Here is a 20,571-nt window from a genome sequence, read left to right as displayed (position 1 = left end):
CTCCGTTCCTGACAGGACGATCCCTCCGGTACGAGGGCGATCCCCGGTACCGTCTCATGCTCCCGTGATCGGGAAACAGGCGCCCTCCCCGTACCCGGACGCGGCCCGGGAGCCCGCAGGACCGACGGGCGCGTCAGTCCTGGGCCTTGCCTCCGGCCAGGCGGCTGATCATCAGGGCGACCAGGATGATCGAGCCGTAGACGAGCTGCTTCCACTCGCCGGGGACGCCCTTGAGAGTGAGGATGTTCTCCACCAGGCCGATCACCAGCACACCGGTGAGCGCGCCGAGGATCGTGCCCTTGCCGCCGTCCATGCTGACGCCGCCGATGACCGCCGCGGCGAAGGCCATGAAGATCCAGCCGACGCCCTGGTTGGCGCTGATGCCGCCCAGGCGGCCGGTCTCCAGCACCCCGGCGAGCGCGGCGACGACGCCGCCGATGACGAAGACGACCCACACGACCCGCTCGACCCTGATGCCGGCCGCGCGGGCCGCGTCGGCGTTGCCGCCGATGGCGTACAGCGAGCGGCCGGCCCGGAAGTAGCCGAGCGCGACGACGGCCACCGCGAACAGCACGCCGGTGATCCAGATCGCCGCGGGCAGGCCGAACCAGACGGCACTGCCCAGGTAGAGGAACGACGCGGGCAGCTCGAACAGGCTCCGGCCCTGGGTGAGGCCCAGGTGCAGGCCGTGCACGACGATCATCATGGCCAGCGTGACGATGAAGGCCGACAGCTGGAAACGCAGGATCAGGAAGCCGTTGAAGGCTCCGACCAGGCCACCGGCCAGCAGGCAGAGCGGGATCGCCAGGATGGCGGGCAGGTCCAGGCCGAACCCGCCGGCCGCCACCGGGATGACCAGCATCACCCCGACCGCGGGCGCCATGCCGACCGTGGACTCCAGCGACAGGTCGAACTTCCCGCTGATCAGGATCAGCGCCTCGGCGAGCACCACCAGCGCCAGGGCCGACTGCTGCTGGAGCACGTTGGTCAGGTTGCCGGTGGTCAGGAAGATCGGGTCCACGAAGGACCCGGCGATCAGCAGGACGACGATCACCGGGACCAGGGTGAGGTCGCGGAACCGCCCGAGCCTGAGGCCGGGTCCGCGCGAGGCGGCCTGCGCGGCCGGCGCGGGCGGAGGGGTCTGTGTCGTGGTCATGGGTCGATACCTTCCATCGCCGCCACCAGCTCGTTGTCGGTCCAGCCGCGCGGCACGTCCCTGACGATCCTGCCGTGGAACATGACCAGGACGCGGTCGCAGATCCGCAGGTCGTCGAGTTCGTCGGAGACCAGCACGGCCCCGGCGCCCCGGCCGGCCGCGTCCTCCACGGCGCCGAGGAGGGAGTGCTTGGCCTTGACGTCCACCCCGGCCGTCGGGTCGATGACCACGAGCGCCCGGGGGTCGTCGGCGAGCGCCCTGGCCAGCACCACCTTCTGGGCGTTGCCTCCGGACAGGTCGGCCACCGGCTGGTCGGGGCCCGTCGTCTTGATGTCCAGCCGCTCGATCATCCGGGCGCCGCGCTCGCGGCGGCGGGCCGGGGAGACCGTGCCGTAGCGGCCGAGCCGGTGGGCGATCGGGATGGTCGCGTTCTCCGCGATCGACAGCAGCGGGACGAAGCCCTGCCGGTGCCGGTCCTGGGGGACGAACCCGAGGCCCGCGCGGAGCGCGGAGGGCACGTCGCCCGGCCGGACGTCGACGCCGTTGACGGTCACCGTCCCGGTGTCGGCCCGGTGCAGGCCGACCAGGGTCTCGGCGAGGCCGACCTTGCCGCTGCTGCCGGACCCGGCCAGGCCGACGATCTCGCCCGCGCGGACGGTGAGGTCCACGTTCTCGTAGCGGCCGGCCAGGCCGAGCCCGCGGGCGGACAGCACCACCGGGGCCGAGGGGTCGGCCGTGCGGGTGCGGTACGCGTAGGCGGCGGTCGCCTCACCGGTCATCGCGTCCACCAGCCGGTCGTGCGGCAGGTCGCCGACCGCGGAGGTGACGATGTGCCGGGCGTCGCGGAAGACCGAGACGCTCTGGCAGATCTCGTACACCTCCTCCAGGTGGTGGGAGATGAACATCATCGTGACGCCCTGCTCGCGCAGCGCGCGCATCCGGTCGAAGAGCCGCTGGATGGCGGGCCCGTCGAGCTGGGCGGTGGGCTCGTCCAGGATGACGAAGCGGGCGCCGAACGACAGCGCCCTGGCGATCTCCAGGAGCTGGCGCTGCTCGACGCCGAGGTCCGAGGCCATGGTGCCGGCGTCGACGTCCACCCCGTACTGGTCCAGCAGGTCGCGGGCGCGGCCGCGCAGGCTCCGCCAGCTGATCGCGCCGCGGTCGGTCTGGCGGTTCAGGAAGAGGTTCTCCGCCACCGTCAGGGTGGGGATGATCGTCGACTTCTGGTAGACGCACGCGACGCGCCGCCGCCAGGCGTCCCGGTCGGCCATCGGCGGCGCGGGCTCGCCGGCGAAGCGGACCTCTCCCTCGTCGGGGCGCTGCAGGCCGGTCAGGATCGACACCAGGGTGGACTTGCCCGCGCCGTTCCTGCCGACGAGCGCGTGCGTCTCCCCCTCGGTGATGGCGATCCCGGCCCCGTTGAGCGCGATGGTCGGCCCGAAGCGCTTGGTGATCCCGAGCGCCTCGACCGCCGTGACGGATGGTGTCATCACTTGACCTGGTTACCCCAGAGAGCCTTGTCGTCCACGTTCTCCTTGGTGACCAGCGGCGCGGGGAGCTGGTCCTCCAGGCCGTTCGGCAGCTGGATGATCGTGCTGTCGTGGTCGGTGGGGCCGGGTGTGAAGGTCTTGCCCTCGATCGCGGCCTTGGCGTAGAAGAGCGCGTACTTCGCGTACAGGTCGGCGGGCTGGGAGACCGTGGCGTCGATCTCGCCCTTGCGGATGGCGTCGAACTCCTGCGGGATGCCGTCGTTGGAGACCACGAAGACGTGCCCGGGGTCCTCCGGCGGCACGATCAGGTTCTTGGCCTTGAGCACCTGAAGGGTGGGGGCCAGGTGGACGCCTCCGGCGTGCATGTAGACGCCCTTGATGTCCGGGTGCTGCTGGAGGCGGGTCTGCAGCATCGAGGCGGCCTTGGTGCCCTCCCACTCGGTGGGCTCGTCGAAGACCGTGATGCCGGGGAACTTCTCCTTCATGCAGCCGCGGAACGCCTCGGCCCGGTCGCGGCCGTTGATCGACCCGAGCGCGCCCATGAGCTGGACGACCTTGCCCTTGCCACCGAGCTTCTCGCCGAGGAACTCGCACGCCTGGGTGCCGTACGCCTTGTTGTCGGCGCGCACCACCATGTAGACCTTGCCCTTGTCGGGGCGGGTGTCCACGGTGACGACCGGGATGTTCCTGGTCTCCAGCGTCTGCAGGGTGGAGGCGATGGCGCCGGTGTCCTGCGGAGCCATGACGATCGCCTTGGCGCCCTGCCCGGTGAGGGCCTGGGTGTTGGCGACCAGCTTGGCCACGTCGTTCTGCGAGTTGGTCGGCGGCATCAGGTCGATGCCCAGCTCGGCCGCCATCTGGGGGACGTACTTGTTGTACGAGTTCCAGAAGTCGGAGTCGGCACGGGGGAAGTCGATCCCGACCTTGCCGCCCTTGGCGCCGGCGTCACCGGTGGGCCGGGCGCCGGTGGTGGCCGCGGTGCCGGCGGGCTCGGAGGAGCCGCAGGCCGAGAGCGTGAGGGCGAGGGCGAGCAGTGCCGCCCCTGTCGCCGCGGGTCGAATGTTCATGCCGTTGCCTTTGTTCGAGCCGTACGAAGGGTGAATGGGTCGGTGGGAACCGGGAGGGGTCATGTCCTGGGCCGGAGTCTGAGGCCGTGCATGCCGCCGTCGACGGCCAGGACGGTCCCGGTGGTGGACGCCGCGAGCGGGCTCGCCAGGTAGGCGACGGCCGCGGCGACCTCGGGGGCGCTCACCAGACGCCCCATCGGCTGGCGGTTCTCCAGCGCCGCCCGTTCGGCGGCCGGGTCGCCGGCCGCCGCCAGCAGGCGCTGCACCCAGGGGGTGTCGGCGGTGCCGGGGTTGACGCAGTTGACGCGGATCCCCTCGTGGACGTGGTCGGCCGCCATCGCCAGGGTCAGCGACTGGATGGCCCCCTTGGACGCGCTGTAGAGCGCCCGCTGGGGCAGGCCGGCCGTCGCCGCGATCGAGCAGGTGTTGACGATCGCGGCGTGCTCGGAGCGGCGCAGGTGCGGCAGGGCGGCCCGGGTGACCCGGACGATGCCCAGGAGGTTGACGTCCAGGACCCGCAGCCACTCCTCGTCCGGGTTGTCCTCGATCGTTCCGGCGGCGCCGATCCCGGCGTTGTTGACCAGGATGTCCAGCCCGCCGAGCCGTCCGGCGGCCTCGGTGACGGCGGCGCGGACCGCGTCGTCGTCGGTGACGTCCGCCGTGACCTCGGCGAACGGGCCGCCGGAGGCGTTGACGTCCAGCGAGGCCACGCTCGCTCCCCGCTCGGCCAGCAGGGTGGCGGTGGCCAGGCCGATGCCGGAGCCTCCGCCGGTGACCAGTGCGCGCAGGCCGTCGAACTCACCCATCGAGGGGCCTCCACACCGGGCCGTCGGGATAGCTGTGGTCGGCGATCGACGAGGGGTGCATGGCCGCGCCGAAGCCGGGCACGCTCGGTGCGACGTAGGCGCCGTTCTCGATCACCACGGGGTCGGCGAAGTGCTCGTGCAGGTGGTCGACGTACTCGATCACCCGGTTCTCCATCGAGCCGCTCACCGCGACGTAGTCGAACATCGACAGGTGCTGCACCAGCTCGCACAGGCCGACCCCGCCCGCGTGCGGGCAGACCGGGACGCCGAACTTGGCGGCGAGCAGCAGGATCGCGACGTTCTCGTTGACGCCCGCGACGCGGGCCGCGTCGATCTGCAGGTACGAGATGGCCTCGGCCTGCAGGAGCTGCTTGAAGACCATGCGGTTCTGCACGTGCTCGCCGGTGGCGACCGGGATGGGCGCGATGCCCCGGGCGATGGCGGCGTGGCCGAGCACGTCGTCGGGGCTGGTGGGCTCCTCCACCCAGTGCGGGCGGAACTCGGCCAGGGCGTTCACCCATTCGATGGCCGTGCCGACGTCCCAGCGCTGGTTGGCGTCGATCGCGATGGGGAAGTCCTCGCCGCAGGTGTCGCGGGCGATGCGCATCCGCCGCCGGTCGTCCTCCAGGTCGGCGCCGACCTTCAGCTTGATCTGGGTGAAGCCGTCCTCGATGGCCTCCTCGCACAGGCGGCGCAGCTTGTCGTCGTCGTAGCCGAGCCAGCCGGGCGAGGTGGTGTAGGCCGGGTAGCCGTGCTCGCGCAGGTGGGCGATCCGCTCGCGCTTCCCGGGTTCGGCGGCGCGCAGGATGTCCAGCGCCTCGTCCGGGGTGAGGGCGTCGGTGAGGTAGCGGAAGTCGACCAGGGCGACGAGCTCCTCGGGCGGCATCTCGGCCAGCAGCAGCCAGAGCGGCTTTCCGGCCCGCTTGGCCTTGAGGTCCCACAGCGCGTTGACCACCGCGGAGATCGCCATGTGCATGACGCCCTTCTCCGGGCCGAGCCAGCGCAGCTGGGAGTCGTGGACCATGTCCTTCCAGAGCGTGCCCATGTCCTCGGCGTCCCTGCCGAGCACGTACGGCTCCAGGGCCCTGATCGCGGCGGTCTGCACCTCGTTGCCGCGTCCGATGGTGAACGCGAAGCCGTGGCCCTCGAAGCCGTCGTCGGTGCCCAGCACGACGTAGGCGGCCGAGTAGTCGGGGTCGGGGTTCATCGCGTCGGAGCCGTCGAGCTCCAGCGAGGTGGGAAAACGGATGTCGTGGGTGCGCATCGAGACGATGCGGTACGCGCCGAGGGCCGCACCGGAGGCGGTGACCTCGGGAGCGAACGCGTCGAGGGCCGGGGACGGGCCGGGGGCGGTCAGCTCGCTCATGCCTGTCCCAGGGTCTGCCGCTGGCGGCCGAGACCGTCGATCTCCAGCTCCATGACCTGGCCCGCCCGCAGGTACGGGGTGCCGGGCAGGCCGAGCGCGACGCCCGCCGGGGTGCCCGTGTTGATCAGGTCACCGGGTTCGAGGACCATGAACCGGCTCAGGTAGCGGACGATCTCCGCCACGGTGAAGATCATGTTCTTGGTGCCGCCGTCCTGGAACCGCGTGCCGTCCACCCACAGGCGCAGGCCCAGGGCCTGCGGATCGGCGATCTCGTCGGCGGTGACCAGCCAGGGGCCGAGCGGGTTGAAGGTCTCGCACGACTTGCCCTTGTCCCACTGGCCGCCGCGCTCCAGCTGGAACTCCCGTTCGGAGACGTCGTTGGAGATCGCGTACCCGGCGACCTTGGACAGCGCCTCCTCGTGCGTCTCGACGTAGCGCGCCGTCTCGCCGATCACGACGGCCAGCTCGACCTCCCAGTCGGTCTTGACGCTGTCCCTGGGGATGAGCACCTCGTCGTACGGGCCGATCACCGTGCCGGGGGCCTTCATGAAGACGATCGGCTCGGCCGGGATCGCGGCGTTCGTCTCGGCCGCGTGGTCGCGGTAGTTGAGGCCGATGCACACGATCTTCCCGGGCCGGGCGATCGGGGCACCGATCCGCAGCCCCTCGGCCTCCAGCACGGGAAGCTCGTCCCGCTCCAGCGCCTCCCGGACACGAGCCACTCCCCCGGAGGCGAGGAAAGCCCCGTCGATCTCGGCCTCCGGGATTTCGCGGAGGTTACCGGCTCCGTCCAGGACGGCCGGTCGCTCCTGGCCGACGGGTCCCACGCGCAGCAGCTTCACACCGCACCCTTCATTGATACATCGGATGTCTTGTCTCGTGATGCTGAACGACACTGAACCTCGATGTCAACCCCTCGCGGGCCGATACATCCGATCCGTTACCGAGGATAAACCGCAGCTGACAGGGCTAATGCCGGATCGTGTCCCAATTTCGACCTTCAGTCATCGGAGTTCCTCGTGCGGAAGCAGATAGAGATCATCGAGAATGTTCCCGGTGACGACGGGCGCAAAAGTGATCACCTACCAAGAAACATCGGAGGACGAAGCTTGTTACGACGGAATTTCGGTGCTATCTCCTTGAAACAGTCTCGCCCTGTGATCGGAGGAATCCGTTGCCCCGCCCCCCACGACGCCGTCTCGGTGTCGCACTCCTCGCCGTTCTCACCCTCGCCACCGGCTTGTACGGCCAGAGCCCGGCCGACGCGGAACCATCGACGAACACGATGAAGCCGAATACACCCGATGACTTGACGCTCTGGTACGACGAACCGGCCACCGACTGGGAGACCCAGGCGCTGCCGATCGGCAACGGCGCGCTGGGCGCCATGGTGTTCGGCGGTGTCGGCAGCGAGCGGATCCAGTTCAACGAGAAGTCCCTGTGGACCGGCGGCCCCGGGGCGAACGGCTACGACTTCGGCAACTGGACCTCCCCCAGGCCGAACGCGATCGCCGAGGTCAGGGCACAGATCGACCGCGACGGCAGGATGTCGCCCGAGGCGGTGGCGGCCGAGCTCGGCCAGCCCAAGAGCGGCTTCGGCGCCTACCAGACCTTCGGGGACCTCTGGCTGGACATGCCGGAGAACCCCGAGAACCCCGGGAACCCCGGGAACCCCGAGAACACCGAGAACACGGTCACCGGTTACCGCCGGGAGCTGGACCTGCGCGACGCGGTCGCCAGGGTCGGCTACACCGCGAACGGGGTGACCCACTCCCGCGAGTACTTCGCCAGCCATCCCGGCAACGTCGTCGTCGGCAGGGTCTCCGCCGACAGGCGCGGCCAGGTCTCCTTCACGTTGCGCACCTCCTCGCCCCGCGACGACAAGCAGGTCGCGGTCTCCAAGGGCCGCCTCACCGTCAAGGGCGTGCTCGCCGACAACGGCATGAGGTTCGAGTCGCAGGTCCAGGTGATCGTCCAGGGCGGCACCCGTACCGACGGCACCGACAGGATCACCGTCACGGGCGCCGACAGCGCGGTGTTCGTGCTGTCCGCGGGCACCGACTACTCCGACGCCTACCCGGCCTACCGGACCGTGGACCCGCACGCCAAGGTGACCAGGGCGGTCGACAGGGCCTCCCGCAGGTCGTACGAGGAGCTCAGGTCCGAGCACCGCGCCGACCACCGGAGGCTGTTCGACCGGGTCGAGCTGGACCTCGGGCAGAAGACGCCGTCCATCCCGACGGACAGGCTGCGCGCGGCGTACACCGGCGGCGCCTCGGCCGACGACCGGGCGTTGGAGGCGATGTTCTTCGCCTACGGCCGCTACCTGCTGATCGCCTCCTCCAGGGAGGGGTCGCTCCCGGCCAACCTGCAGGGCGTGTGGAACAACTCCACCAATCCTCCCTGGTCGGCCGACTACCACGTCAACATCAACCTGCAGATGAACTACTGGCTCGCCGAGCAGACCAACCTCGCCGAGACGACCGAGCCGTACGACCGCTACGTCCGGTCGATGGTCGCCCCCGGGCGGAGGACCGCGAAGGAGATGTTCGGGGCGCGCGGCTGGGTGGTGCACAACGAGACCAACCCGTTCGGCTTCACCGGCGTGCACGACTGGGCCACCTCGTTCTGGTTCCCCGACGCGGCGGCGTGGGTGACCCAGCAGATGTACGACCACTACCGCTTCGGCGGTGACACCACGTACCTGCGCAAGACCGCGTACCCGGTGATGAAGGGGGCCGCCGAGTTCTGGCTGGACACCCTCCACACCGACCCGCGTGACGGCAGGCTGGTGGTCTCCCCCAGCTACTCCCCCGAGCAGGGCGACTTCACCGCGGGCGCCTCGATGTCCCAGCAGATCGTCTTCGACCTGCTGACCAACACCCTGGAGGCGGCGCGGGAGCTGAGGACCGACAGGGCCTTCCAGGCCGAGATGAAGGCCGCGCTGGCCAAGCTCGACCCGGGGATCCGGATCGGCTCCTGGGGGCAGCTCCAGGAGTGGAAGGAGGACCTGGACGACCGGGCCAACACCCACCGGCACGTCTCCCACCTGTTCGCCCTGCACCCCGGACGGCAGATCGCGGCCGGCACCCCGGAGGCCGAGGCGGCCAAGGTGTCGCTCACCGCGCGGGGCGACGGCGGCACCGGCTGGAGCAAAGCGTGGAAGGTCAACTTCTGGGCCCGCCTGCTGGACGGCGACCACGCGCACAAGATGCTCAGCGAGCAGCTCAAGGGCTCCACGCTGGACAACCTGTGGGACACCCACCCGCCGTTCCAGATCGACGGCAACTTCGGCGCCACCGCCGGCATGGCCGAGATGCTGCTGCAGAGCCAGCACGACACGGTGCACGTACTGCCCGCACTCCCGGCGGCCTGGCCCACCGGGTCGGTCACCGGCCTGCGCGCTCGGGGCGACGTGACCGTGGACGCCTCGTGGAAGGACGGCAACGCCGACAGGGTCACCGTGCACGCCGGGACGTCCGGCCCCCTCAAGGTCCGCGCCGCCATGATCGGCGGCCGTTACCACGTCGAGGACCAGCAGGGCAGGACGATCACCCCGCGCCGCGACGGCGACGTCATCACCGTGGACGCCAAGGCGGGCAGGTCCTACACGATCGTCAACGAGGTGACCGTCAAGATCACGGCTCCCGTCGTCGCGGGTGCCGGCGAGTCGATCCCGGTCACCGTCACCGTCACCGCGCCCGGCGGGAGGGACGTGCCCGCCGGCACGCTGACCCTCGCCCTGCCGCAGGGCTGGACCGCCGTCCCCGCCTCGATCCGGGTGCCCGCCGTCTCGCCGGGCGGTCCCAGGACCTTCTCGTTCTCGGTGACCGCCGGTCCCGCGAACGGGACCAGGTCCGCGCGGATCGCGGCGGAGCTCTCGGGAGACGACTGGAAGGCGGGCGGCTCGGCGGTCGTCGGCCTCAACCCGTGCGTCTCTCCCCCGGCGGACAGGGCCGTCGTCGCCTGGGACCCGACGTCGGGCACGACCGTCACCGACGCCTCCGGCAGCGGCAGGGACGCCACCGTCGTCGGCGCGGCGGCCTACGACACCGAGGCGCCGAGCGGCAGCGGACTGGTCCTGGACGGCTCGACCTACCTCACCACGGAGAGCACCCTGCTGGGCCACCTGCCCGAGGCGACGTTCGCGGCCGAGGTCAAGATCGAGGGGACCGGTTACCGGCGGCTCTTCGACTCCCAGCCCGGCGGCGACCCGGGCACCGACGGGATCATCGTCGACCTCACTCCCTCCAACACCCTGCGCTTCATCGGCGCCGGACAGAACGTGGGGCTGAGCGGGACGATCCCGACCGGCCGCTACGTCGACCTCGTCGTCACCATGGACCGCAGCGGCGTGATCGACGTCTACGTCGACGGCACCCGGGTCGGCGGCGGCACGGCCACCGGCGACGGCATCACCGGCTGCACCTCCCGGCCGCTGCGCTTCGGCGCCGACCAGGACGGCGGCCAGCGCCTGAGCGGCGCGGTCGACCGCATGGCCGTCCTGCCGAAGGCCCTGACCGCCGCGGAGGTGGGCACCTGGCGCGACATCGCGTTCTGATCCCGTACGCGGTCCGCCCCCGGCTCCTGCGCCGGAACCGATCCTGAATCCCGTTTCGCGGGCCCGGGACGCGCACGCGTCCCGGGCCCGCGCCGTGCGCGGCGCCGAGGACGTCGCGGGGTGCCGAGGGCGTCGCGGGGGGCCGGTGACCGGGGCCCCGGCTTGACGGGGTCTCCCAGCCGTAATAGAACACGTTTCAGAAAGAAGAATCCGCCAGGAAACTGATCGAGCGCTTGGTGGCTCGACGTGCCCCGGGCGGGGGCGGAACACCGGAAAACCCGGCCATCGTCACGTTCCCGGTGGATTCTCCGTGAACGGGTAGGGTACGCCGCTAACCGCACCCAGGCCGCACCGACAATGAACCGTGTCACGGGAACGCCGACCCGGCTCGCAGGAGGACCGATGGACATCGATCTGGTCGACCAGGACTTCTACTGGCGGAACGGCGCCCCGTACGACCAGATGGCCTGGCTGAGGGCCAACGCGCCGGTCTACGCGCATCCGGGGGACGCCGAGCGGGGCTGGCCCGGCTTCTGGGCGGTCACCAAGCACGCCGACGTGGTGCACATCTCCCGCCACTCCGACCTGTTCTCCTCCAGCAGGAAGCTCGCGCTCTTCAACGAGGTCCCCGAGGACCAGCGGGCCCTGCAGCGGCTGATGATGCTCAACCAGGACCCGCCGGAGCACACCCGGCGCCGCTCCCTGGTCAACCGGGGCTTCACCCCGCGCATGATGGGCGCCCTGGAGGGGCACATCCGCGAGATCTGCCACCAGCTGGTGGACGAGGCCAAGGGACGCGACTCGGTCGACTTCGTCCGGGACATCTCGGCCCCGCTGCCGCTGTACGTGATCTGCGAGCTGCTCGGTGCCCCGCCCGAGGACCGGGACAAGCTCTTCAACTGGTCCAACCAGATGATCGGGGCCGAGGACCCGGACTACGCGGCCGACCCCGGCGAGGGTGCGAACGCGGCCGGTGAGGTCTACGCCTACGCCAACGCGCTGGCCGCCGAGCGTCGCCGGCAGCCCCGCGAGGACATCGTCACCAAGCTGATCATGCCCGACGCCGCGGGGGACACGCTCACCGAGGAGGAGTTCGACCTGTTCGTGCTGCTGCTCGTGGTGGCGGGCAACGAGACGACCCGCAACGCCGCCTCCGGTGGCATGCTGGCCTTCTTCGAGCACCCCGAGCAGTGGCGGCGCCTGGTCGCCGACCCCTCGCTCGCCGGCACCGCGGCCGACGAGATCGTCCGCTGGGTCTCCCCGGTGAACCTCTTCCGCCGTACGGCCACCACCGACACGGTGATCGGCGGGCAGGAGGTCAAGGAGAACGACAAGATCGTGGTCTTCTACAGCTCCGCCAACCGCGACGAGGACGTGTTCGCCGACCCGGACACCTTCGACATCGGCCGCGACCCCAACCCGCAGATCGGCTTCGGTGGCGGCGGGGCCCACTTCTGCCTCGGCAACCACCTGGCCAAGCTGGAGCTGCGGGTGCTCTTCGAGGTGCTGGCCGAGCGGCTGCCGAAGCTGGAGCAGGCGGGCCCGGCCCGCCGCCTGCGCTCCAACTTCATCAACGGCATCAAGGACCTGCCGGTCACCGTGGGCTGAAGTCCGGGCCGGGGTCAGGGACGGCCTGGACCCTGGAGGGCCGGGGTCCGGGACGGCCTGGGTCCGGGCAGCCGGGGTCCGGGACCCGGGAGGGCCGGGGTCCGGGACGGCCTGGGTCCGGACCCGGGCAGCCGGGGTCCGGGACCCGGGCGGCCGGGGTGCGTCTAGCGGGACGGGACGCCGGCCAGCATCTCCTCGATCAGGGCGACCGCCCGGGGGGTGCCGCCCTCCGCGCGGGTCTCGGCCTGGATCGCGGCCAGCCGCTCGGCGACCTCCGGATCGCCCGTGAGGTCGAGCAGGGCCGTGCGCAGCGCCTCGGGGGTGGCCTCCCCGGTGTCGACACGGCGGCCGACGCCGAGCTCCACCAGCCTGTCGGCGTTGCCGAACTGGTCGGCGGCCTGGGGAACGGCGATCATCGGGACACCGCAGTACAGGCCCTCCTGGGTGCCGCCCATGCCCGCGTGGGTGACGAACGCGTCGGCCTGTTCCAGGATCGACAGCTGCGACACCCAGCGGTGCACCTCGACGTTGGACGGGATCTCCCCCAGGCCGTCGAGGTCGATGTGCCTGCCGATCTGCAGCACCACGTGCCAGCCGGGCAGGTCGCCGAAGGCGGTCAGGCAGGCGCGGTAGAAGTCGGGCACGTCGGTGAAGGTCGACCCGAGCGAGACGAGCAGGACCTTCTCCACCCCCTCGGGGCGCTTCCAGGGCTCCTGGCGGGGCCGTACCGAGAAGCACGGACCGGTGAAGGTGATCCTGGCCGGGTCGACCCGGTCCGCGTTGGGCTGCATGACCTTCGGGATGAGCGCCAGCGCCCGGGGCGGGCGTCCGGAGAACTCGTGGGAGTCGAGGTGACCGAGGCCGTTGGCCGAGAGCCACTCGTCGAACCGCCGGTAGTGCTCGGCGCCGCCCGGGGCCTTTTCGAACTCCTCGATCATCGGCGCCATGTCCTCGCGGTAGCCCTCCCAGGCGACGTACGTCGGTGAGAGCTGCATCAGCGGGATCCCCCAGTTCTCCGCGAGCACCCGCACGGCGTACCCGCCGATGTCGTAGAGGAACAGGTCGGGACGGTCGTTCTCGTACGCGGCGCGCAGCGTCGGCAGCATCGCCATCGCGTCACGCAGGAAGAGGTCGATCTGGCCGACCGGGTCCTCGGGCCACGTACCGGAGTCCACCTTGGGCAGGAGCGAGTCGTAGAGCACCGGTTCGGCCCCGGCCTCCGCGACGATCTCGGCGTAGGAGGGGTCGTTGGCGTAGGTCACCCGGTGCCCCCGGGCGGCCAGTTCCCTGATCACCTCGATGCTCGGGTTCACGTGACCCGGGGCCGGGATGCTGACCATGGCGATGTGGGCGCGGCGGGTCATGGGGTCCTCCGAAGGCTGGGAAGCTTTCTCGCGAGACGTCTCGTCTCGCGATGAGCCCAAGCATGCACCCGGGGATCGATGTTCGTCAAGACGATACGTCTCGTCTCTTTTCAGGACCATCAATGATCCGTACGGAACGGGAAGCGGACCGAGCCTTCAACGAACCTTGGGCGACCCGGCGCCCCGCAGCGGGCATCAGTCCTTGCGGGGAACGAGAGGTCGCGAGCCCGGCCGGGCCGTCCCGGGCGACACGCTTCGGAACGACGTGATCCGAGGCGACGTGATCCGGCGTGACGTGACGTCGCGTGACGTGACGTGATCTGAGGCGACGGGGGGTGCGTCCACGATGGTGAAACGGCCCACGGCCCCGGCGGCCCTGCTCGCACCGGCGATCCCCCTCACTGCGCGACCGTCCCGCTCGCGGCTCCTCCGCCTGCTGGTCCCGCTCGGCGCGGTGCCGCTCTGCGCGCTCTCGCTCTCCTCCTGCACGCAGGGGACGCCCGCCCCGCCCACCGGGCCGTCCGCCGCGCCGACGCCCCTCCTCAGCGCCGCCCCGTACGAGCCCGCCCGGCGGCGGGAGCGGATCGCCCCGCTACCGGTCTCGGCGGCGCGGCTGGCCCGGCTGCCGGCCGCCACGACGTACGCGACGCTGCGGCAGGCCCCCCGCGACCCCGACCCGTTCCGGCCCGCCGACGGGCTCGTCGTCCATCCCCGGCGGGAGCAGGTGATCTACGCCCGTCCCGGCGGACCGCCCGTGGGGGTGCTGCCGCCCACCCAGCTCGCGGGCCCGACCTGGGTACCGGTGGTGGAGCGGCTCCCCGGCTGGGACCGGGTGCTGCTGCCGAGCCGGCCGAACCGGTCCACCGGCTGGCTGTACACCGGGGACGGGGGGCTGCGCGTCGTCCGGAGCACGTACCGGGTGGAGGTCGGGCTGGCCGCGCGCAGGCTCACCGTGTTCGACGGCGACCGCGAGGTGGGCTCGTGGCCGGTGGCGGTGGGGGCACCCGGCACACCCACGCCCCGGGGGCGGACGTTCCTGCTCGCCTCGCTGGCACCGACCCCCGCGACCTACAGCCCGCTCTTCCTCGCGCTGGGCGCCCACTCGGGGACCCTGCGGACCTTCGAGGGCGGGCCGGGGACGATCGCCCTGCACGGCTGGCCGGACAGGACCGCGTTCGGCCGCGCGGTGAGCCACGGCTGCGTCCGGGTCCCTGCGGCCGCGTTGCGGCTGCTGTCCACGGTCCCGCTGGGCAGCCCCGTCCTGATCACCGACTGAGCGCGACCCCGGGCACACCGAAGGACACCGGCCGGGTCCGAGCTCCGAGCAGGGCCGGATCGGATCAAGGCCGGGTCGGTCGGGGCACGTCAGAGCGGGTCAGGGTGCGTCGGAGCAGGGCGAGGCCGGGCGGGTCAGGGCCAGGAGGAGTCCTGGTCGGGGTCGCCGCCGTCGGAGAGCAGCTTGACGTCCGCCTCGACCATCATGGCGACGAGTTCCTCGAAGGCGACCGTGGGCTCCCAGCCCAGCTGCATGCGGGCCTTCTTCGGGTCGGCGCAGAGCAGGTCGACCTCGGCCGGGCGGTGCAGGGCCTGGTCGGTGACGACGTACCGCTCCCAGTCCAGGCCGGCGGCCGTGAAGGCGGCCCGCACGAGGTCGCGGACGGTGTGGGTACGGCCGGTGCCGATCACGTAGTCCTCGGGGGCGTCCGCCTGGAGCATCAGGTGCATGGCGCGGACGTAGTCCCCGGCGAAGCCCCAGTCCCGGCGGGCCTCCATGTTGCCCAGGCGCAGCTCCGAGGCGAGGCCGAGCTTGATCCTGGCCACGCCGAGGGTGACCTTGCGGGTGACGAACTCGGCGCCCCTGCGCGGCGACTCGTGGTTGAACAGGATCCCCGACACCGCGTACATGCCGTACGACTCGCGGTAGTTCTGCGTCAGGAAGTGCCCGTACGCCTTGGCCACCCCGTACGGGGAGCGGGGGTGGAACGGGGTGATCTCGGTCTGCGGGGTCTCCCGGACCTGGCCGAACATCTCCGACGAGGACGCCTGGTAGAAGCGGATCTGGTCCGACCCGGCGACCGTGCGCGAGGAGGAGATTCCCGAGCAGACCCGGATGGCCTCCAGCATGCGCAGCACGCCCATCCCGGTCACCTCGGCGGTGAGCTCGGCCTGCTCCCACGACATGGGGACGAACGAGATGGCGCCCAGGTTGTAGACCTCGTCGGGCTGGATCTTCTCCACGGCGGAGATCAGCGACCCCTGGTCGAGGAGGTCGCCCCGGACGAGCTGGACGTCCTGGAGGAGCTTGCGGAGCCGCGAGACGCGCGGGTTGGCCTGTCCCCGGGCGAGCCCGGCGACCTCGTACCCCTGGTTCAGCAGGCACTCGGCCAGGTAGGAACCGTCCTGCCCGGTGATACCGGTGATCAGTGCGCGCCTGGCCAACGCGTCCTCCTCGCTTGCGGGGGCGGGACCTTGTGCGGTCTCATGCCGTTTGATTGGCGAATGTACCCTCAGACCCTCACGCGGGCACCATGAGCCTGCCCGTACACCTAGAACACGTTACACAGAACTACGTTCGGTAAGCTCAACCTCCCAGCTCGCACGCCATGGGGCGGCCACTGGGAACAATTACACATCGGGTATAACAGAGCCACCGAATGGTAGGGTCCGAGGACTAAGGTCATCTTTCACGGTACCTGTCCCCTTTCGGACAGGATGATAAGGGGGTTGCCGTGCCGGGTGCTGAATCACTGCGGGTCGCACTGCTGTCGTATCGCAGTAAGCCGACCTGTGGTGGGCAGGGCGTCTACCTGCGCCATCTCAGCCGTGAGCTGGTCGCCCTCGGGCACAGCGTGGAGGTCTTCTCCGGCCAGCCCTACCCGGAACTGGACGAGGGCGTCGTCCTCACCAAGATCCCCAGCCTCGACCTGTACCGCGACGAGGACCCGTTCCGCACCCCCGGCCTGAGCGAGTACCGCGACTGGATCGACCTGCTGGAGGTCGGGACCATGTGGACCGCGGGCTTCCCCGAGCCGCTGACCTTCACCCTGCGGGCGTACCGGGAGCTGAAGAAGCGCGTCGGCGACTTCGACGTCGTCCAGGACAACCAGACCCTCGGCTACGGCCTGCTGGGCATCCAGAAGCTGTTCCCGGTGGTCGGGACCATCCACCACCCGATCAGCGTGGACCGGCGCATCGAGCTGAAGGCCGCCCCGCTGCGCAAGAAGATCCCGATGCGCCGCTGGTACGGCTTCGTGCGCATGCAGGCCAAGGTCGCGCCGCGCCTCGACCCGATCCTGACCGTCAGCGAGTCCTCCCTCGCCGACATCCACCGCGACTTCAACGTGCCGCAGAAGAACATGCGGCTCATCCCGCTGGGCGTCGACACCCGCTACTTCCACCCGCGCCCGGAGATGCCCAAGCGGCCCGGGTCCATCGTGGCGGTGGCCAGCGCCGACTCCCCGATGAAGGGCGTCGCCACGCTGCTGCGGGCGGTGGCCAAACTCGCCACCGAGCGCGACGTCAACCTGACCGTGGTCAGCAAGCCCACCCCGGGCGGCCCGACCGAGAAGCTCGTCGCCGAGCTGGCGCTGCAGGACCGGGTGACGTTCGTGCACGGCATCTCCGACACCGAGCTGGGCGAGCTGATCGCCACCTCGGAGATCTCCGTCGTCCCCTCCCTGTACGAGGGCTTCTCGCTGCCCGCCGTCGAGCACATGGCCTGCGGCACCCCGCTGGTCGCCAGCCGGACCGGGGCGCTGCCCGAGGTCGTCGGCGACGCCGCCGTACAGGTGACCCCGGGAGACCCTGAAGAGCTGGCCGCGGTCCTGCGGCGGCTGCACGACTCCCCTGAGGAGCGCGCCGCGGTGGGCCGCAAGGGGTACGACCGCGTCATGGAGCGCTTCACCTGGAACGTCGTGGCCCAGCGGACCGTGGAGGCCTACCACGAGGCCATCCGCGCCCGCCGGGCGAAGTGACGACCTCCCGTAACGAATTCCCCTTCACAAGGAGCGGCCAGTGCTGACCGTCGACTTCGACCGCTTGCCCGTGGGCCCCGGGAACCGGGTGCTCGACCTGGGGTGCGGCGCCGGGCGCCACGCCTTCGAGGTGCTGCGGCGCGGCGCCGACGTGGTGGCCTTCGACATGGACGCGGGCGAGCTGGAGGGCGTGGCGACCATGTTCTCCGCGATGGACAAGGCCGGGGAGGTACCGCCCGAGGCGACCGGGGAGACCGTGACGGGCGACGCGCTGGACATGCCGTTCGAGGACGGCAGCTTCGACCGGGTGATCGCCGCGGAGGTGCTGGAGCACATCCCCGACGACATGGCCGCGATGCGGGAGATCTTCCGGGTGCTCAAGCCGGGCGGCCGGGCGGCCGTCACCGTGCCCAGCTTCCTGCCGGAGCGGATCTGCTGGGCCCTGGACGAGGCGTACCACACCGCCCCCGGCGGGCACGTCCGCATCTACACGCTGGCCGAGCTGAGCGCGAAGCTCAAGTCGACGGGCTTCATCGTCGGGCCGCACCACCACGCCCACGGCCTGCACGCGCCGTACTGGTGGATCAAGTGCGCGGTCGGGGTGAACAACGACGAGCACCCGCTGGCCAAGGCGTACCACGAGCTGCTGGTCTGGGACATCATGAAGCGCCCCGCCGCCACCCGAATCGCCGAGGCGGTGCTCAACCCGCTCATCGGCAAGAGCGTCGTGCTCTACGTCCGGAAGCCGGCATGACCTTCCCGTACGGCAAACGGTCCGGCGGGCGTTGCGGCCCGCCGGGGAACGAGGCGGTCCGCGCGGCGGAGGAGCGGTGAGCGACCCGATGGAGTGGGAGCAGGTCGTCCGGACCGCCCGGAGCATCGCGGCCGTTCAGGAGGCCGACGGCGGCGTCCCGTGGCCCGAGGGGCACGTGGACGCCTGGAACCACGTCGAGTGCCTGATGGCGATGAGCGTGGCGGGGCTGACCGGCCCGGTGCGCCGGGGGTACGACTGGCTGGCCCGCACCCAGCGGGACGACGGCTCCTGGCCGATGAAGCTGGTCGGGGGCCAGGCCGTCGAGCAGGGCGGGGAGTCCAACCACGCCGCGTACATCGCGGTCGGGGTCTGGCACGAGCTGCTGGTGACCGGGGACGAGGACTTCACCCGCGGGATGTGGCCGTCGGTCCGGGCCGCGCTGGACTTCGTGGTCGGCCTGCAGACCACCCGGGGCGAGATCGTCTGGGAACGCGCCGCGGACGGCCGTCCCGCCGGGTACGCCCTGCTGACCGGGTGCGCCTCCATCCACCAGGGCCTGCGCTGCGGCGTGCTGCTGGGCGAGCACCTGGGCGATCCGCAGCCGGACTGGGAGCTGGCCGCCGACCAGCTCGGCCACGTGCTGAGCGCGCACCCCGAGGCGTTCGCCGACAAGAGCCGCTTCTCGATGGACTGGTACTACCCGATCCTGGGCGGCGCGGTACGCGGCCCGGCCGCCGAGGCGCGGCTGGCCGAGGAGTGGGACACGTTCGTCGAGCCGGGACTCGGCATCCGCTGCGTCTCCGACCAGCCGTGGGTGACCGGCGCCGAGACGTGCGAGCTGGTGCTCGCGCTGGACGCGCTCGGCGACCGGGAACGGGCGGCCGGGCTGTTCGCGGACATGCAGCACCTGCGGCACGAGGACGGTTCGTACTGGACCGGCTGGCAGTTCGTGAACGAGAAGTGGTTCCCGCACGAGCGCTCCGCCTACACCGCCGCCGCGGTCGTGCTCGCCGCCGACGCGCTGGCCGGGTACACCCCGGCCTCCGGGATCTTCCGCGACGCGGGCGCGTACGTGACCGACCGCCCCACCGCCGCCTGCGGGTGCAGCCACGCCCGCTCCCGGGGCTGACGCCGCGCCTCCGGCACGGACGGGTGTTTTCTTTGCCCGCAACCGGAAACGCGGTGCTTGAAGGGCCGATCGCCGCTCACTACCTTCGGGTCCGTGAGTAATGCGGAGGGCACTCGTACGGTAACCCAGAGCGATGACGGCACGGACACCGGAGCGGAGACCCGGCCCGGGGCGGTCCCGGACAGGGCCGCGCCGAGCGCCCTGGAGAGGGTCACGGAGAGGGCCTTGGACGGGGCCGCCGGGAGGGCCGCCGAGACCGCGGGGAGGGGCTCGGGGAGCGTTCCGGAGAAAGGCGCGGAGGCCGTCCCGGAGAAGGCCCCGGGGAAGACGCCGGAGCAGATCCTGGAGCGGACCTCTCGCGGGACACCGGGACCCGGGAGGACCTCCCCGACCTCCCTGATTTCCCCGCGGCCCCCGGTCCCTTCGGCCCCCGCGCCTCGCGGCAGCTCGGACACGGCGGTCCCGCGACCGGACACGACGACCCCACCGGCGACGGCGTCACCCGCCTCGCCTGCGTCGCCTGCGTCACCGGATCGCCCGGCGGCCCCGGCCCCCCGGAACCCTACGGGCCGATCGGTCTCCTCGATCTTTCCGGGGGGCACGGGCTCCCTGGGTTCTGCGGGTCCTGCCGGTTCTACGGGTTCTGTCGGTTCTGCGGGTGCCCTGAACTCCATGGGCTATTCCGGTCCCACGAGCTCTGCGAGCCCTGTCGGTTCCACGGGCTCTGCGCGATCCACGGGCTGCACGAACGTCACGGGCTCTTCCGATTCCCCGGCCTCTGTGACCTCCGCGGGTTCTGCGGGCTCCACGAGCCCTGTCGGTTCCACGAGCTCCGCGAGCTCCGCAGGTTCCACGGATTCCACGGGCCCTGTCGGTTCTGTGGGTGCCCCGGACTCCACGGGCTCTTCGGGTTCCACAGGCTCCGCGCGATCCACGGGCGCCACGGACTTCATGGCCTCTGCCGGTTCCACAGGCTCTGCGACCTCCTCGGGTTCTGCGGGCTCTGCGAACCCTGCGAACCCTGTCGGCCTCGTGGGTTCCGCGCGTGCCTCGGACGTGCCGTCCGAGCGCGACCTCCTGGATCTCGTGAACACCCTGTCGCCCTCACCCGTGGTCCCGCCCCCGTCCCCGTCATCCCCGTCGTCCTCGTCGTTCTCGGCGCCGCCCCTCCCCCTGCCCCGGACGCCTGCTCCCCGGGAACCCGTGCAGGGCCCGGTGCCGTCGCCGGGGCCGGGAACAGGAACGGGAACGGGAACGGGACCGGTGTCACGGCTGGGCGTACCGGCGCCGGTACCG

14 protein-coding genes are annotated in these 20,571 nt (G+C 71.3%); 6 read left to right on the top strand and 8 right to left on the bottom strand.

The features are described from left to right. Positions 1-133 precede the first annotated feature (133 nt). The 6 genes from ABD832_RS13565 to ABD832_RS13540 are packed head-to-tail and all read right to left on the bottom strand — an operon-like array spanning position 134 to position 6,727. A complete protein-coding gene (locus ABD832_RS13565; protein WP_344893812.1) occupies positions 134-1,156 on the bottom strand; it encodes an ABC transporter permease in 1,023 nt (340 codons plus the stop codon). Next, entirely contained in the window at positions 1,153-2,646 is a 1,494-nt protein-coding gene (locus ABD832_RS13560; protein WP_344893809.1) for a sugar ABC transporter ATP-binding protein, read from the bottom strand. The genes ABD832_RS13565 and ABD832_RS13560 overlap by 4 nt, the downstream gene beginning before the upstream one ends. Then, positions 2,646-3,713, bottom strand: a complete 1,068-nt coding sequence (locus ABD832_RS13555; protein WP_344893806.1) for a sugar ABC transporter substrate-binding protein — start codon at positions 3,711-3,713, stop codon at positions 2,646-2,648. The genes ABD832_RS13560 and ABD832_RS13555 overlap by 1 nt, the downstream gene beginning before the upstream one ends. Before the next feature lie 59 nt (positions 3,714-3,772). Continuing rightward, positions 3,773-4,519, bottom strand: a complete 747-nt coding sequence (locus tag ABD832_RS13550) for an SDR family NAD(P)-dependent oxidoreductase (protein WP_344893804.1) — start codon at positions 4,517-4,519, stop codon at positions 3,773-3,775. Next, entirely contained in the window at positions 4,512-5,885 is a 1,374-nt protein-coding gene (locus tag ABD832_RS13545; RefSeq protein WP_344893802.1) for an L-fuconate dehydratase, read from the bottom strand. The genes ABD832_RS13550 and ABD832_RS13545 overlap by 8 nt, the downstream gene beginning before the upstream one ends. Next, entirely contained in the window at positions 5,882-6,727 is an 846-nt protein-coding gene (locus ABD832_RS13540; protein WP_344893799.1) for a fumarylacetoacetate hydrolase family protein, read from the bottom strand. Before ABD832_RS13540 ends, ABD832_RS13545 begins: the two co-directional genes overlap by 4 nt. A gap of 467 nt (positions 6,728-7,194) precedes the next feature. On the opposite strand from ABD832_RS13540, the gene ABD832_RS13535 reads away from it, so the two are divergent. After that, a complete protein-coding gene (locus tag ABD832_RS13535; RefSeq protein WP_344893796.1) occupies positions 7,195-10,446 on the top strand; it encodes a glycosyl hydrolase family 95 catalytic domain-containing protein in 3,252 nt (1,083 codons plus the stop codon). Between the two features lie 402 nt (positions 10,447-10,848). Then, entirely contained in the window at positions 10,849-12,054 is a 1,206-nt protein-coding gene (locus tag ABD832_RS13530; RefSeq protein ID WP_344893793.1) for a cytochrome P450, read from the top strand. 164 nt (positions 12,055-12,218) lie between these two features. On the opposite strand, the gene ABD832_RS13525 is transcribed toward ABD832_RS13530, so the two are convergent. After that, complete coding sequence (locus ABD832_RS13525) at positions 12,219-13,418, bottom strand: macrolide family glycosyltransferase (RefSeq protein WP_344893790.1); 1,200 nt, start codon at positions 13,416-13,418, stop codon at positions 12,219-12,221. 346 nt (positions 13,419-13,764) lie between these two features. Here ABD832_RS13525 and ABD832_RS13520 point away from each other — a divergent pair, with 346 nt between their 5' ends. Then, positions 13,765-14,694 carry a L,D-transpeptidase gene (locus ABD832_RS13520; protein ID WP_344893787.1) on the top strand — a complete coding sequence of 310 codons (930 nt, stop codon included), beginning with the start codon at positions 13,765-13,767 and terminating at the stop codon, positions 14,692-14,694. A 134-nt stretch (positions 14,695-14,828) separates the two neighbouring features. Here the strand turns inward: ABD832_RS13520 and ABD832_RS13515 are convergent, their stop codons facing one another. Next, positions 14,829-15,857, bottom strand: coding sequence for a GDP-mannose 4,6-dehydratase (locus ABD832_RS13515; protein WP_344893784.1), 1,029 nt, complete (start codon positions 15,855-15,857; stop codon positions 14,829-14,831). A 290-nt stretch (positions 15,858-16,147) separates the two neighbouring features. Between ABD832_RS13515 and ABD832_RS13510 the strand changes: the two genes are divergently transcribed. The 3 genes from ABD832_RS13510 to ABD832_RS13500 all read left to right on the top strand — a co-directional run bounded on the left by ABD832_RS13510 (position 16,148) and on the right by ABD832_RS13500 (position 19,275). After that, positions 16,148-17,392 carry a glycosyltransferase family 4 protein gene (locus ABD832_RS13510; RefSeq protein WP_344893781.1) on the top strand — a complete coding sequence of 415 codons (1,245 nt, stop codon included), beginning with the start codon at positions 16,148-16,150 and terminating at the stop codon, positions 17,390-17,392. A gap of 40 nt (positions 17,393-17,432) precedes the next feature. Beyond that, on the top strand, positions 17,433-18,146 hold the full coding sequence (locus ABD832_RS13505; RefSeq protein ID WP_344893778.1) for a class I SAM-dependent methyltransferase: 714 nt from the start codon (positions 17,433-17,435) through the stop codon (positions 18,144-18,146). A 76-nt stretch (positions 18,147-18,222) separates the two neighbouring features. Continuing rightward, a complete protein-coding gene (locus ABD832_RS13500; protein ID WP_413224223.1) occupies positions 18,223-19,275 on the top strand; it encodes a prenyltransferase in 1,053 nt (350 codons plus the stop codon). The last annotated feature ends 1,296 nt before the right edge of the window (positions 19,276-20,571 follow it).

It is taken from the genome of Streptosporangium longisporum (assembly GCF_039534895.1).
Classification (GTDB): domain Bacteria; phylum Actinomycetota; class Actinomycetes; order Streptosporangiales; family Streptosporangiaceae; genus Streptosporangium; species Streptosporangium longisporum.
The sequence above is the reverse complement of the archived record's forward strand: the minus strand, read 5'-3'. Positions and strand labels throughout refer to the sequence as shown.

Excerpts from the sequence above, each read along its gene's own strand:
- ABD832_RS13560 (WP_344893809.1), bottom strand. The coding sequence starts at position 2,646 with ATGACACCATCCGTCACGGCGGTCGAGGCGCTCGGGATCACCAAGCGC.
- ABD832_RS13530 (WP_344893793.1), top strand. The coding sequence starts at position 10,849 with ATGGACATCGATCTGGTCGACCAGGACTTCTACTGGCGGAACGGCGCC.
- ABD832_RS13565 (WP_344893812.1), bottom strand. The coding sequence starts at position 1,156 with ATGACCACGACACAGACCCCTCCGCCCGCGCCGGCCGCGCAGGCCGCC.
- ABD832_RS13545 (WP_344893802.1), bottom strand. The coding sequence starts at position 5,885 with ATGAGCGAGCTGACCGCCCCCGGCCCGTCCCCGGCCCTCGACGCGTTC.
- ABD832_RS13555 (WP_344893806.1), bottom strand. The coding sequence starts at position 3,713 with ATGAACATTCGACCCGCGGCGACAGGGGCGGCACTGCTCGCCCTCGCC.
- ABD832_RS13550 (WP_344893804.1), bottom strand. The coding sequence starts at position 4,519 with ATGGGTGAGTTCGACGGCCTGCGCGCACTGGTCACCGGCGGAGGCTCC.
- ABD832_RS13525 (WP_344893790.1), bottom strand. The coding sequence starts at position 13,418 with ATGACCCGCCGCGCCCACATCGCCATGGTCAGCATCCCGGCCCCGGGT.
- ABD832_RS13520 (WP_344893787.1), top strand. The coding sequence starts at position 13,765 with ATGGTGAAACGGCCCACGGCCCCGGCGGCCCTGCTCGCACCGGCGATC.